The sequence below is a fragment of the Litorilinea aerophila genome (assembly GCF_006569185.2).
In the GTDB taxonomy this organism is placed as follows: Bacteria; Chloroflexota; Anaerolineae; order Caldilineales; family Caldilineaceae; genus Litorilinea; species Litorilinea aerophila.
Genome location: NZ_VIGC02000002.1, coordinates 118,615 through 131,861, shown reverse-complemented (window position 1 = coordinate 131,861; position 13,247 = coordinate 118,615). Strand labels below are relative to the sequence as shown.

Below are 13,247 nucleotides of genomic sequence, written 5' to 3'. Positions count from 1 at the left end.
AGCCCCGGGATCGGGTGGATCAACTGAATTATTCAGGTCGCCGGCGGGAAGGCGCCGGCCCATGCTGGCATCACCTCTGGACAGCCGTCCTCGGCGGCGAAGTAGACGCCGATGCGGTGGCCGTTGATCACCTCAATCGGGATCTCCATGTCGTAGATCCGGCGCAGGGTGGGGGACTGCATGATGTGGGCCACGTCGCCCTGGGCCACCACCCGCCCATCCTTCAGGGCCACGATGCGGTCGGAGTAGCAGGAGGCGAAGTTGATGTCGTGCAGCACCAGGATGATGGTCTTGTCCAGCTCCGTTACCAGCCGCCGCAGGATCTGCATGATCTGGACCGCGTGGCGCATGTCCAGGTTGTTGAGGGGTTCGTCCAGCAGGATGTAGTCCGTATCCTGGCAGAGGACCATGGCGATGAAGGCCCGCTGGCGCTGCCCGCCGCTGAGCTGGTCCAGGTAGCGGTTGGCCAGGGGTTCCAGCTCCAGGTAGTGCAGGGCCTGCTCCACGTGTTGTTGGTCCTCCTGGTTGAGGCGCCCCTGGGAATAGGGGAAGCGCCCGAAGTTGACCAGCTCCCGCACCGTCAGACGCACGTGCACCTGGTTCTCCTGCTTCAGGATGGCGATCTTCCGGGCCAGCGCCTGGCTGGGTGTGCGGCTGATTTCCGCACCGTCGATCCAGATTTCTCCGGCATCCCGGGGCAGGAGGCGACAGATGAGGGAGAGGAGGGTGCTCTTGCCGGCTCCGTTGGGGCCGATGAAGGACGTGATCCCCCGGCGGGTCACCGTCAACGAGACATCGTCCACCACCACCTTGGTGCCATACCGTTTGGTCACGTGATGAAGCTGGATCATGCACGAGACTCCTTCAGAACCATGAAGATGAAATAGCTTCCGCCGATGAAGTTGATGATAACGCTGAGGCTGGTGGAAAAGGTGAAGACCCGTTCTACCAGCAGTTGGCCGCCCACCAGGGCAATGATCCCCAGCAGCGCGGCGGCCGGGATCACGTACCGGTGGCGGTAGGTGGGCATCAGGGTGTAGGCCAGGTTCGCCACCAGGAGCCCAAAGAAGGTGATGGGGCCCACCAGCGCCGTGGAGACGGCGATCAGGCCGGCGATGACCAGCATCAGGCGTTGCACCACCCGCTCGTGCTCCACCCCCAGGTTGATGGCATGATCCCGGCCCAGGGCCAGGACGTCCAGCCGATGGGCATCCCGCAGGCTGAAGCCGGTGGCGGCCAGCACACCCGCCACGGCCACCAACAGCAGCTCCTCGGGAACGCTGTTGAAGCTGGCGAACATGCGGTCCTGCAGCACGGCGAAGTCGTTCGGGTCGATCAGCCGCTGGAGAAAGCTGGTGAAGCTGTTGAAAAAGGTGCCGAAGATGATGCCGGCCAGTACCAGAAAGTAGAGATAGCGGCCTTCCCGCTGGAAGAGGAGTCGGTACAGCAGGCCCGCGAACCCCATCATGAGCCCGGCGTTGATCAGGAAGCGGATGCCAGGGGGCATGGTGGTGAGGGTCAGGGCCCCGAAGGCAAAGACCACCACCGTCTGGATCAGCATGTAGAGGGAGTCGAAGCCGATCATGCTGGGGGTCAGGATCCGGTTGTTGGTGACCGTCTGGAAGAGCACGGTGGCGTAGGAGATGGCGTAGCCCACCACCACCATGGCCACCACCTTCCGCCCCCGCCGCGGCAGCACAAAGTCCCAGTGCCCCTGGACGTCGATGGTCAGGAAGAGGAGGATCAGCAGCGCCGCCACCACGGCCAGCACCCACAGCCGCCCATCCGGCCTGTTGCCGAACTCGACCCAGGGCAACCGCCGGCCGGCCCGGGCCTTTCCTTGGGCCGGGGCCAAAAGACTATCCAGCCGCATAGGCCTCCCTCCGCAGGATGAGCAGGAGGAAGATGCCGCTGCCCAGCACGCCCACGATGGTGCCCACCGGGATCTCGTAGGGGTAGCGGATCAGCCGGCCCAGCAGATCGCAGGCCAGCACCAGCAGCGCGCCGCCCCAGGCCGTGTAGGGCAGGGTCCGCCGCATGTGGTCGCCCAGCAGCAGGCTGACCACATTGGGGACGATCAGGCCCAGGAAGGGGATGGCACCCACGGTCAAGACCACCACGGCGGTGACCAGGGCCACGATGGAGAGGCCCAGGTAGAGGACCTGCTGGTAGTTCAGCCCCAGGTTGCGGGCGAAATCCTCGCCCATGCCGGCCAGGGTGAAGCGGTCGGCAAACCAGTAGGCCAGCATCACGGCCGGAATGGCCACGTACAGAAGCTCATACCGTCCCCGCAACACGCCGGAAAAGTCGCCGTTGGTCCACGCGCCCAGGCTCTGCAGGAGGTCGTGGCGGTAGGCGAAAAAGGTGGTCACCGCGCCGATGACCCGCCCGAACATAATGCCCACCAGGGGCACGATGATGACATCCTTCAGGGGGATGCGGGCCAACATCTGCAGGAATAGCACCGTGCCCGCCAGCGCAAAGATGAAGGCAATGCCCATCTTCTGCAGCATGGTGGCTGCGGGAAACAGGAGCAAGGCCACCAGTATGCCCAGGGTGGCCGATTCCACCGTGCCCGCGGTCGAGGGCGCTACAAAGCGGTTGCGTGCCAGCTGCTGCATCACCAGCCCGACCACGCCCATCCCCATCCCGGCCGTCAGAATCGCCACCAGCCGAGGCACCCGGCTGGCCAGGAAGACCCGCAACTGGGTCGAGTCCCACGCAAGCAGCCCGTTCAGGGTCAGGGTATGGGCGCCCACGAACAGGGAGAGAACCGCCAGCACGCCCAGCAGGAGGGTCATGCTCACAACCACCCGTCGTTCCATGAAAGCAGGTTCCATGACACCAGCTCCGATGGGCAATCAGTTGCAGTACCAGCGGATCTCACCCTGCCACAGGGGCAGCGCGCTCAGGGGACGGGTGGCCGGTCGGTCCCCGGCCAGGGAGGAGGCGGCCGTCGCCACCAGGGCCGCCATGGAAGCCAGCTCCTGGAGGGGGATCCCCACCGAGAGGCTCCCGATCTGCAGGCGGCATTGGCCCGCCTCAACCACCCCCGCGCCAGCCACCTGGGCTTCCGCCTGGGCGGCCAGGCGCAACAGATGGCCGGACAGGCGCGCGAACGCCTCAGGCGCCAGGTGGACGCTCACCCCGTCCCAGACCAGGTGGACGGTTCCATGTTCACACTGGCTGACATAGCGGGTATGGCTCTGTTCCGCCAGCATCCACATCTGTTGACACATGCTCACTCCTTCCCAATGGATTTGCCGATGACTCATTCTGATTGCCTTGCGAAGTAGCGCCCATGATTTCGCAGGTCCGGTTTCCATACCGGACAAGCCGTCTTCCCGGGTCTGAAGGCCAACACGTCCCGTATGCTAGCATGGTTTGGCGACGTTTCGCGGGCGAATTTGGCCGGATCTGCTTTTGGCGCCGGTTGAGGAATGAGCGAAGGAGGTTTAAGCGGGGAATTCAGCGCCGGTAAAATGCCAATTCAAACGGCCTTGAGCCATGGCCGAAACATGGGTTAAGTCGGCGCCCCAGGGCCCCATGGCAGCGGGATGGGACCGGATGGAGCGCACCTGCCGAAAAACTTGCCGCCGCGGGTGAAGAATGCCCATTTGAAGGCGCCCAGGTTGGAAAAAGGAGCCGTTGCTGGTAAGGTAACGACATTAGTGCCCAAATGCCCATGTTCAAGGAAGCCCCCATGGAACGGCAGCAGACGCTCCTCGGCCTGGTTGGTTATCTTTTCATCGGCACCGCGGCAGTATTGATCCCGTCGGTCATGCCCGCCATCACCGCCGAATTTGGCGCAGCCGGCCTGACCCTGGCTGCCATCGGGCTCATTTTCCCGGCCCGGGCCTTGGGTGGCATCCTGGGCAACGTGCTGGCCGGCATCGGTTCGGACCTGTTGGGCCGGCCGCGCCTGGTCTGGCTGGCCGCGCTTCTGCTGGCCGGGGCGTTAGGCCTGACCGCCGCGTCCAGGCCCTGGTTGCTTTTGTTGCTGGGATTTCTCCTGGCCAACGGGGCCCAGGGAGCCCTGTCCACAGGCATCAACGCCATGATCGCCGATGCCAATCTCCAGGCCCAGGCGCGCGCGCTCAATATTCTGCACGGCGTCTATGGCGGGGGCGCAGCCCTTTCCCCATTGGCCATCGGCTATCTCCTGGATCAGGGCCTTTCCTGGCGTTGGAGCCTGGCCGGCACAGGGCTGATCTGGCTGATCTACGCCGTCAGCGCCTACGGCCTCTACCGGGCAGCAAAACCGGAGGCCAGATCGGCCGCCTCCCAGAAGCTGGATCTGGGTATGCTGCGCCAGCGCTCCTTCGTGGCCCTTTTCCTGATCGCTTTCATCTACAATGGCGTCGCCTATAGTCTCCTGGGCTGGATCGCCCTCATGGCCCAGGAGCAGGGCAACCCATCCGCCCTCTTCGCCGTCTCCTTCATTTCCCTCTTCTACCTGGCCTTGACCGCCGGGCGCTTCCTCTGTGCGGCCTTTGCCGAGCGCTTGGGATACATCACCACCCTGGCCCTCCTGGCTGCCGGCATGGCCCTCACCTATCCCCTGGTCTTCCTCAACCTGGGGACGCTCTGGATGGCGACCGGGGTTTTCTGTTCTGGGTTGAGCCTCTCCGGCCTGTTCCCCACGGCCCTGGCCTACGGCAGCCGCCTGTATCCCGCGCAGACGGGCACCATGACCGGCACCCTCAACGTGGCCATGACGTTGGGGGCCATGGTGCCTCCCCTCTGGACCGGCGTGGTGGCCCAACAGGCTGGCTTTCCGGTAGCCCTGGGCCTGAACTACCTGCTGGTCCTGCCTCTCGGTTTTCTGGTGTGGGATCTGGCCCGGCAGCAGCGTGCCGGAGGGGCGTCACGTCCTCCCGTGACTCAGGCCTGACCGGTTCAGGGGCCCAGCAGGCCGCTCTGGGCGATGCCGTCGAAGATGAACTGGACCGCCAGGGCCGACAGCAGGATGCCGAAGACCCGGCTGACCACATGCATCCCTGTGACGCCCAAAATGCGCTGTACCTGGCTGGCCAGCAACAGGCCGGCCAGGGTGAGGAGCATGACGGCCAGCAGCCCCACCATCACGGCCAGCTGCAGGAGGGGGTCGCCGTGGGTGCCGGTCATGAGGAGGATGGTGGCGCCCATGGCGCCGGGGCCGGCAATTAAGGGCGTGGCCAGGGGAAAGACGGAGATGTCCTGCCGGGTGGTCGCCTCCTGGACTTCCTCGTCGGTGGCCGAGGTGCTGCCGGAACTGCGGGCAAAGACCAACTCGATGCCGATGAGGAGCAGCAGGATGCCGCCGGCCACCCGCAGGGCTGGCAGGGAGATGCCCAGCAGATCCAGCAGGGTCTCTCCACTCCAGGCGAAGAGCACCAGGATCCCGGTCGCGATGGCCGTCCCCCGAAGGGCGACGGCGCGCCGGGCCCGGGGCGTCAGCTCTGCTGTGAGCACCGCGAAGATGGCCGCCACATCCAGTGGGCCCACCGTGGCGAAGAGGGTGGTGAAGGCGATGATGACCATTTCCAGCATGGGCTTCTCCTGGGCAACGGCGGTGGCGTGATGGCGTTTCAGGAGCCTTCACGCCGGGCCGGATGGGGCCACCTGGGGCAGTCGGGCCAGCCCGGCAAAGGTCTCTGCCAGGTTGGGGTAGAGGCGCTGGAACAGCCCGTAGAGGTGGTCGTAGAGGGACCGGTGCGCGGCTTCGGGGCGATGGGTGCGCACCGTCGGAAAGAAGGCCTCGCCCGGGAAGAGGTCCGCGTACCAGCCCAGGCTGCGGCCGGCAATGAGCGCGGCGCCCCGAGCCGGCACACTGGCCGCGTCGGCCAGGACGTGGACGGGCCTGTCCAGCACGTCGGCCAGGATCTGGCACCACAGAGGCGACTGGGCGCCGCCACCCACCAGGGAGAGGGGCGCGCCTGCCGGCAAGGCCAACACGTCGCAGAGGGCGCGGTAGGCCAGCGCGGTCCCCTCCAGGACGGCCCGGGCCAGCTCCGGCCGGCCTGTCCCCTGGGAGATGCCCAGGAAGCAGGCCCGGGCGTTGGGATCCTGGAAGGGCGAACGCTCGCCGGCCAGGTAGGGGAGGTAGAGCAGGCCCCGGCAGCCCGGCGGCGCTGCCTCTGCCAGCCGCACCACCTGGTCGTAGTCCAGTAGCGCTTCACTGGAAAGCACCCCCCGCAGCCACGCCAGATTGCCCCCTGCCGTTAACATGGGCGCCACCTGAATGAAGCCCCGGGGATCCGCATGGCGCAGCAGAAAGAGCCCGCGCCCTGGATCGGGCTGGGCCTGGGTAGCGGAACAGGCCACCCAGCCGCTGGTACCCAGGTAGGCGTACGCCCGTCCGGGTCGGCCAGCGCCTGCCCCCACGGTGGCCGCGCCCAGGTCGCCCACGCCCTGCAACACCGGGATTCCCTCGGGCAGGCCGGTAGCCTGGCTGGCCGCCTGGTGGAGGAGACCCAGGCGGCTGCCGGCTGGCCGTAGGGGCGGCAAAAGCGCTGCAGGGAGCTGGACGGCTTCCAGCAGCGGCGTGGCCCACTGGTTAGCGGCCAGGGCCAGCAGGCCCGTGGTGGCCGCGGTGGTGTAGTCGGTGGCGGCCACGCCGCACAGCCGCCAGGCGATGTAGTCATGGGCGCCAGGCAGCAGGTAGCGACAGGCCCGCACCCGGTCCTGCTCGTGGCGGCAGAGCCAGCGCCATTTGGCCAGCAGGCTGGCCGCGCCCTGGGCGTTGCCGGTGACCTGGATCAGCGTCTCGGCTCCCACCTGGGCCTCCAGTTCGTCGGCCTCCACCTGGGCCCGCTGGTCCGAGTAGAGGATGGCATGGCCCAGGGCACCCTCGGGCCCCAGCAGGATGAGGTCCTGCATCTGCCCGCTGAGCATGATGCCGGCCACCTCCTGGTGGAGGCCACCCTGGACCACTTCCTGCAATGCATGGCACACAGCCCGCCACCAGGCTTCGGGATCCTGCTCCACTCCGTTGTCCGGCCGGCTGAGGGTGGGGTAATCGCGGTAGGCGGTGGCCAGGACAGCGCCGTCCTGGTTCACCAGGGCCACCTTGGCGCCGGTGGTGCCCACGTCAACGGCGATCAGGGTCTGCATGCTTTTGGCTCAGCTATTCAGCCAGGGTCTCGGCGGTAATCAGCCGGCCGGGGATGGTGACCAGGTCCGTTTCCGGCGGGTTGCCGGCCAGGTAGTCTGCGATGATGCGAACCAGCTCGGCGGCCATGGCGTCGAAGTCCTGCTCGATGGTGGCGACAAAGGGGCCGCCCTTGGCAATTTCGGCCTTGGCAAAGTCGGTGCCGTCGATGCCCACTACCCGAATTTCTGTGCGGCCTGCGGCCTCGATGGCCTGGACCGCGCCCAGGGCTGGCTCATCCCACCCGGCCCAGATGCCGGCGATGGAGCCGGGCTCCGGGTAGGCGGTCAGCAGATCCTGGGTCAGGCTGCGGGCAAAGTCCACCGGGCCGGGCACCTCGATGTGCTTCTTCTCCAGCACGGTGATACCCGGGGCTTCCTCGAAGACCTCCGCCGCGGCTACAGCGCGGGCCCGGACGCCCGGATGCGGGTCGTGGGTGAACATGATGACGTTGCCCTCGCCCCCCAGCGCCTCCACCAGGTAGCGGGCGGTCTCCCGGCCCAACTGGGCGTTATCCGATGTGATATTGAGGACCACGCCGGGGCCGGTGCCCGCGTCCAGGCCAAAGACGGGAATGCCCGCGGCCTGGGCGCTCTCCAGGCCTTTGGTCATCTGGGCCGGGTCGCCCATCCCCAGGACGATGGCGTCCACGCCCTGGGTGACCGCGTCTTCGATGCGGCTGACCAGGGCGTTGAAGTCGGCATTGGTGTCCGTCACCGAGATCTCCCAGCCCTGCTCCTGGCCGTAGGCCACAAAGCGGTCGATGACGAACTTGGTGGTGGCGTTGGCCATGTACGGGGTCACGACGGCAATGGTTACGGTATCGCTGGCGGTGTCGGTGGTGGCTTCTGCCGCCGTTTCCGACCCGGTGGACGCACCGGTGTCGGCGGTGGGCGGCGGGGGGGCCACACAGCCAGCCAGAGACAGGATGCTGATGAGGATCAGCAGGTAGCAGGTTCGCACGATGCGGTTCATGGGTTCAATCCTTTGCAATGGCCTGGAGTTTGTGGATGGTGTCCGGTCGTGAACCGGTCTTTAACGGTCAAAGCCAGGGGGGCTCTGGCAGAACGATGCGCTTGGAGCGGGCGTGCAGGCACCTCCCTGTTTAGCGTGCCCGGCGGGACAGGCCCGACAGCAACACGGCGGCCACGATGATGGCGCCGGTCAGGACGTTCTGGATGTAGGAATTGACGTGCAGGATGTTCAGGCCGTTGTTGAGCACCCCCAACAGCAGCACGCCGAACACGGTGCCCGGCACGTGGGCCTCCCCTTCCCGGAACATGGTCATGCCCAGGAAGACCGCGGCAATGGAGGTGAGCATCAACGGCTCGCCAGCCGTGGGGTGGGCCGAGAAAAGTCGGCTGGTGAGCACAATGCCGGCAATGGCCGCGCCCAGGCCGGAGTAGAGAAACGCGGCCAGGCGCAGCCGGCGCACGTGGAGGCCCGCCAGGAAAGAGGCTTCCGGGTTGCCGCCCACCGCGTACAGCCGGCGGCCAAAGGCAGTCTGCTCCATCAGGAACCAGGTGACCGCCACCACCGCCAGCATCAGCCAGACCGAATTGGGGACAGGGCCGGTCATGCCCTGGCCGATGAAGCGGAATGATTCATCGATGCCCGAAAACAGGGTCGCGCCGCCGGTGTACCAGAGGGAAAGGCCTCGAAAGGCGGTCATGGTGGCCAGGGTAGCCACAAAGGCCGAGAGGCCGGCGTACGCCACCAGCAGGCCGTTGAGCATGCCCGCCAGGAGGCCCACTGCCAGCCCCACGGCGATGCTGGGCCACAGTCCGAAGCCCCGGATGAGCAGATCCGCCACCACCACGCCACACAGGCTGGCCAGCGTCCCCACCGAGAGGTCAAAGTCGCCCACCACCATCACCACCGTCATCGCAGTGGCCACAATGGCCAGGATGGCCACCTGTTCGGTGATGTTGCGCAGGTTGTTGACGCTGAGGAAGACGCCCGGCCGCAGCAGGGCAAAGGTGACAAACAGGGCCAACAGGCCGGCAAAGGTGCCGTATGCCCGGAGCCACGGGCCGAGACGCCGCCGGGAGAAGGGCAGGGACTCAGGAGCAACCTGGGTGTTTTGGGATTCCAACCGGCTTTCCATGGATTTCGTGTTTTCCAGACGTGCTTTCCAGACGTGTTTTCCAGATCCGTGAATTCGTTTTTTTAGCGCATTGGCCCATCCGCCGGGCGATCCACGCCGTAGCAGCGGCGGAGTACCGCCTCCGGATCCGCCCCGGTAGCATCCAGAATACCGGCGGGACGTCCCTCATGGAGGACCAGCACCCGGTCGGACAGGGCGAGGAGTTCAGGCAATTCCGAGGAGACCAGCACCACGGCCACGCCCTGCGCTGTAAGCTCCTGAATCAGCTTATACACCTCCAATTTGGCGCCCACATCGATGCCCCGGGTCGGCTCATCCAGCAGGAGGATCTTCAACGTTCCGGCCAGACAGCGGGCAAAGACCACCTTCTGCTGGTTCCCACCCGAAAGCTGGTAGACGGGCTGCTTCAGGCTGGCCGCTTTGAGCCCCAGGCTCTGGGCCAGCCGTTGGGTCGCGTCCAGCTCACGCTGCCGGTCCAGCAGGAAGCGCCCCCGGGCAAAGCGGGCCAGGTGGGTCAGGGTCACATTTTCGTAGACCGGCCGGGAGAGGAGGAGCCCCTGGGTGCGCCGTTCCTCGGGTGCCAGCGCAATGCCGTGGCGCAGGGCATGGGCAGGAGAGCGGGGTGTCAGAGGGTGCCGTGCGCCGGCCGGCGTCTGTAGCCAGAGCCTGCCCCCTCGCAGCCGGGCTGCGCCGAACAGCAGGTGCAGCAGTTCCGAGCGGCCTGAACCCATCAGGCCGGCAATCCCCAAGACCTCGCCCTGGTGCAGGGTGAAAGAGACGCCCTGGATCCGCTCGCCATGGAGCTCCTCGGCCCAGAGGACGGGCGGGCCGGGCTGCTGCCTGCGTGGGGGAAAGATGACCTCCTGCGCGCGGCCGGTCATGGCCCGGATCAACTGCTCCTGATCCCAGGACTGGGTGGGACGTGTGGCCACCACCTGGCCATTCCGCATCACCGTTACCCAGTCGGTGATGGTGAAGATTTCAGCCAGGCGGTGCGAGACGTAGAGGATGCCGGCCCCCTGGCGCACCAGGCGTCGGATCCCGGCAAAGAGCGAATCGATTTCCCGCTCCGTCAGGGTGGCGGTCGGCTCATCCATCACCACCAGTGCGGCATCGGCGGCAAAGGCCCGGGCGACCGCCACCAGGGTCTGCTGCCCGGGCGAGAGCCGTGCCACGGGGACATCCACCGGGATGGCGCACCCCAATTCGTCCAGGATCTGGGCCGCGCGGCGGCGCAGTTCGCGCCAGCGAATTTTGCCATACCATGTTTGGGGAAGGGGATGCCCCAGGAAGATATTTTCGGCCGCGTCCAGGTAGGGCACCAGATTGAGCTCCTGGTGCACGAAGGCCAGGCCCAGGCGTCGGGCATCCTGCACATGGCTGATGGTCGCGGGCTGTCCGTGGACCCGGATCTGGCCGGCGTCCTTGGGGACGGCACCCGCCAGGATCTTGATCAGGGTGGATTTGCCCGCGCCATTTTCGCCCACCAGCCCATGTACCGTGCCCGGGTAGACGGCCAGGGAGACCTGGTCCACGGCTCGCACACCGGGAAAGGTTTTGCTCACATGTTCCAGGGCCACCACAGGGGTGCTCGAATTGGTGGGCGGGGCCATGGCGTTAGCATCCATCCCTTGTGGTCAATGCTTGTGGTCAATGGGTAACGGCAAGATGACAAAACGTTGCGCGGGAGGATTATACCAGAAGTTCAGTGGCATCCCCAGTACACCATCTTTGCACTTGAGTTTAGCCACAGATTGCCCAAATAGAGCTCGATACAAAGCCGTGTGCATCTGTGGAATCTGTGGATCGATTCAAATCTGCAAAGAGAGTGGTAAAGGATGTTCAGAGAGGAATCTGGCCCAATCTGTGGTCATCTGGACGGATGGCATGGGAACACTGCATGCGGTGGTCGGGGCTGAGGCGCAAAAAAGAAAGCGCCCCGGCCCCGACTTCAAGATGAACATCGGAACCAGGACGCCTGCTCGGCCTTGTTCCCTGCTCATGGTTTGGCGACCCACAGGGAACTTGGTCTTTGAAGGCTGGGGGACAGGGATTCGAACCCCAACTATCTGATCCAGAGTCAGACGTTCTGCCGATTAAACTATCCCCCATCGCCTGACTGTTTTCAACTATACCACATACACCTGAAACCGGGCAAAAAATGGGGTTAAAAAATCACATCTTTTTTCGTCTATGCTGGAACCGCATAGTTGGTTCCGGTAGGGGGTCGGGTGCCGACCCGACCCCGCTGTCAACGGAAAATTTGCCAGGGACAGGGACCGCCTACCCCGTCAGACAGCCTGGGCGGCGTAGCTTTCCAGGGCCTGGAGGGCGTTTTCCACCCGGCGGACCACCTCTTCTCGCCCCAATACTTCCATGCTTTCAAACAGGGGCGGGGCCACGGTTTTGCCGGTGATGGCGACCCGGAAGGGCGCGAAAAAGCTGCCCACCTTCACGTTCATCTCCGCGGCGGCGGCACGGAAGGCCGCCTCCAGGGTGGCCGCATCGAAGGGCTCCACGCTGCGCAGCAGCTCCAGCCCCCGCTGAAGGGCCGCCACCGCCTGGTCGGTATCCATGTTCTTGCCGATGAGCAGAGTGGGATCCGGATAGGTGATCTCCGACGCCTCTTTGAAGGCCCAGTCCACGATGTCGGCGGCTTCGCTGAGCAGCTTGATGCGCACCTGAATCAACGGGATCAGTTTGGCCAGGCGCGGGCTGGTACGCAAGGTTTCCTCATCCAGGCCCAATTGCTTGGCCAGGAAAGGGGCCAGCCGCTTTTGCAGTTCAGCCGGATCCATTTCTCGAATGTAGACGCCGTTGAGCCACTCCAGTTTGGCGTAGGGCAGGGCGGCGGCGGTGGGGTTGATCTGGGCCAGGTCGAAGCGTTCGATGGCCTCCTCCCGGGTGAAGATCTCCCGCTCCGGGTCGAAGTTCCAGCCCACGTTGACCAGGAAGTTGAACATGGCCTCCGGCAGGTAGCCCGCCTCCCGGAACTCCCGCACCAGGGCCAGGTACTCTTTGCCGCCCACCACCTTCTTACGCTTGCTCATCTTGCCCTTGCCGCTGGGATCCAGGATGACGGGCAGGTGGACCAGCACGGGCATTTCCCAGCCAAAGGCATCGTAGAGGAGTTTGTGGAGTGGCGCCGATGAAATCCACTCCTCCCCGCGCAGGACATGGGTGATGCGCATGAGGTGGTCGTCCACCACCACGGCCAGGTGGTAGGTGGGCATGCCGTCGCTCTTCAGCAGGACCGGGTCGTTGATCCGGCTGTTGTCCATTTCGATGTCGCCCCGGATGAGGTCGTGGACGACGGTCTTGCCTTCCAGGGGGGCGGCAAAGCGGATGACCGAGGGGCGCCCTTCGGCTTCCAGGCGCGCCCGCTCCTCGTCGCTGATGTAGCGGTAGCGGCGGTCGTAGCCCTGGGGAAGGCCTCGGGCCTTCTGTTCGGCCCGCATGGCCTCCAGCTCTTCCGCCGTGGCGTAGCAGCGGTAGGCGTGGCCGCTTTCCACCAGCCTCTGCGCGTAGTCAGCATAGATTTCCCGGCGTTGGCTTTGGATGTAAGGCCCATAGGGCCCACCGATGTCCGGGCCTTCGTCCCAGTCCAGGCCCAGCCAGCGCAGGCCGTCCATCAGTTCATCCAGGCTTTGGGGATCGTAGCGCTTCTGATCCGTGTCTTCGATGCGGAGGATGAACTGACCGCCGGTGTGGCGGGCGTAGAGCCAGTTGAAGAGGGCGGTGCGCAGCCCCCCCAGATGAAGCGGGCCCGTTGGGCTGGGCGCAAAACGGACCCGTGCTCCTTTGCCTTTTTCGGTCATCATGCCAACGTCCTTGCCAGAGTATGTCCCAAGAAAGAATGTTCAGAAGCTCATCTCCCAAATGTGTGCGAATCTGCTTGGTTCCCTGCGAAACAGGGGTGGGTAGCGCACATTTGTGGCAGATGGGCCATCTTCAGAATTGCCCCAAGCGTACCATATGGACCTGGCAGCGTCAATCTGAACCCGGTCC

Annotated in this window: 11 protein-coding genes and 1 tRNA gene; 1 reads left to right on the top strand and 11 read right to left on the bottom strand. The window is 65.4% G+C overall.

All coding sequences use genetic code 11. The features are described 5' to 3' along the window. Positions 1–32: 32 nt before the first annotated feature. From FKZ61_RS01805 to FKZ61_RS01790, 4 genes are read right to left on the bottom strand one after another with little or no spacing between them, the layout of a single operon-like run. Complete coding sequence (locus tag FKZ61_RS01805) at positions 33–851, bottom strand: iron ABC transporter ATP-binding protein (protein WP_141608355.1); 819 nt, start codon at positions 849–851, stop codon at positions 33–35. Then, positions 848–1,873 (bottom strand): iron chelate uptake ABC transporter family permease subunit, encoded by a 1,026-nt coding sequence (locus FKZ61_RS01800; RefSeq protein ID WP_141608354.1) that lies wholly within the window; start codon positions 1,871–1,873, stop codon positions 848–850. Before FKZ61_RS01800 ends, FKZ61_RS01805 begins: the two co-directional genes overlap by 4 nt. Then, a complete protein-coding gene (locus FKZ61_RS01795; protein ID WP_141608353.1) occupies positions 1,860–2,825 on the bottom strand; it encodes an ABC transporter permease in 966 nt (321 codons plus the stop codon). Before FKZ61_RS01795 ends, FKZ61_RS01800 begins: the two co-directional genes overlap by 14 nt. Positions 2,826–2,861: 36 nt before the next feature. Further along, positions 2,862–3,239, bottom strand: a complete 378-nt coding sequence (locus FKZ61_RS01790) for a hypothetical protein (protein ID WP_141608352.1) — start codon at positions 3,237–3,239, stop codon at positions 2,862–2,864. A gap of 464 nt (positions 3,240–3,703) precedes the next feature. Between FKZ61_RS01790 and FKZ61_RS01785 the strand changes: the two genes are divergently transcribed. After that, on the top strand, positions 3,704–4,894 hold the full coding sequence (locus FKZ61_RS01785; RefSeq protein WP_170199079.1) for an MFS transporter: 1,191 nt from the start codon (positions 3,704–3,706) through the stop codon (positions 4,892–4,894). 5 nt (positions 4,895–4,899) lie between these two features. On the opposite strand, the gene FKZ61_RS01780 is transcribed toward FKZ61_RS01785, so the two are convergent. The 7 genes from FKZ61_RS01780 to gltX all read right to left on the bottom strand — a co-directional run bounded on the left by FKZ61_RS01780 (position 4,900) and on the right by gltX (position 13,060). Next, complete coding sequence (locus FKZ61_RS01780; RefSeq protein WP_141608350.1) at positions 4,900–5,532, bottom strand: MarC family protein; 633 nt, start codon at positions 5,530–5,532, stop codon at positions 4,900–4,902. Between the two features lie 48 nt (positions 5,533–5,580). After that, the gene (locus tag FKZ61_RS01775) at positions 5,581–7,095 is read right to left on the bottom strand and encodes a xylulokinase (RefSeq protein WP_141608349.1); all 1,515 of its coding nucleotides are present in this window, start codon (positions 7,093–7,095) and stop codon (positions 5,581–5,583) included. Positions 7,096–7,108: 13 nt separating this feature from the next. Continuing rightward, positions 7,109–8,107, bottom strand: a complete 999-nt coding sequence (locus FKZ61_RS01770) for a sugar ABC transporter substrate-binding protein (RefSeq protein ID WP_141608348.1) — start codon at positions 8,105–8,107, stop codon at positions 7,109–7,111. Positions 8,108–8,237: 130 nt separating this feature from the next. Then, positions 8,238–9,227 carry an ABC transporter permease gene (locus tag FKZ61_RS01765; protein ID WP_229964095.1) on the bottom strand — a complete coding sequence of 330 codons (990 nt, stop codon included), beginning with the start codon at positions 9,225–9,227 and terminating at the stop codon, positions 8,238–8,240. Between the two features lie 74 nt (positions 9,228–9,301). Continuing rightward, a complete protein-coding gene (locus tag FKZ61_RS01760; protein ID WP_170199077.1) occupies positions 9,302–10,852 on the bottom strand; it encodes a sugar ABC transporter ATP-binding protein in 1,551 nt (516 codons plus the stop codon). Between the two features lie 426 nt (positions 10,853–11,278). Next, positions 11,279–11,350 (bottom strand) — tRNA-Gln (locus tag FKZ61_RS01755). A 180-nt stretch (positions 11,351–11,530) separates the two neighbouring features. Beyond that, entirely contained in the window at positions 11,531–13,060 is a 1,530-nt protein-coding gene (gltX, locus tag FKZ61_RS01750; protein ID WP_211358362.1) for a glutamate--tRNA ligase, read from the bottom strand. Positions 13,061–13,247: the final 187 nt, after the last annotated feature.

What these genes read in the sequence shown, in the direction of transcription:
- FKZ61_RS01805 (WP_141608355.1), bottom strand. Translation starts at nt 851, where the DNA reads ATGATCCAGCTTCATCACGTGACCAAACGGTATGGCACCAAGGTGGTG.
- FKZ61_RS01800 (WP_141608354.1), bottom strand. Translation starts at nt 1,873, where the DNA reads ATGCGGCTGGATAGTCTTTTGGCCCCGGCCCAAGGAAAGGCCCGGGCC.
- FKZ61_RS01795 (WP_141608353.1), bottom strand. Translation starts at nt 2,825, where the DNA reads ATGGAACGACGGGTGGTTGTGAGCATGACCCTCCTGCTGGGCGTGCTG.
- FKZ61_RS01790 (WP_141608352.1), bottom strand. Translation starts at nt 3,239, where the DNA reads ATGTGTCAACAGATGTGGATGCTGGCGGAACAGAGCCATACCCGCTAT.
- FKZ61_RS01785 (WP_170199079.1), top strand. Translation starts at nt 3,704, where the DNA reads ATGGAACGGCAGCAGACGCTCCTCGGCCTGGTTGGTTATCTTTTCATC.
- FKZ61_RS01780 (WP_141608350.1), bottom strand. Translation starts at nt 5,532, where the DNA reads ATGCTGGAAATGGTCATCATCGCCTTCACCACCCTCTTCGCCACGGTG.
- FKZ61_RS01775 (WP_141608349.1), bottom strand. Translation starts at nt 7,095, where the DNA reads ATGCAGACCCTGATCGCCGTTGACGTGGGCACCACCGGCGCCAAGGTG.
- FKZ61_RS01770 (WP_141608348.1), bottom strand. Translation starts at nt 8,107, where the DNA reads ATGAACCGCATCGTGCGAACCTGCTACCTGCTGATCCTCATCAGCATC.
- FKZ61_RS01760 (WP_170199077.1), bottom strand. Translation starts at nt 10,852, where the DNA reads ATGGCCCCGCCCACCAATTCGAGCACCCCTGTGGTGGCCCTGGAACAT.
- gltX (WP_211358362.1), bottom strand. Translation starts at nt 13,060, where the DNA reads ATGATGACCGAAAAAGGCAAAGGAGCACGGGTCCGTTTTGCGCCCAGC.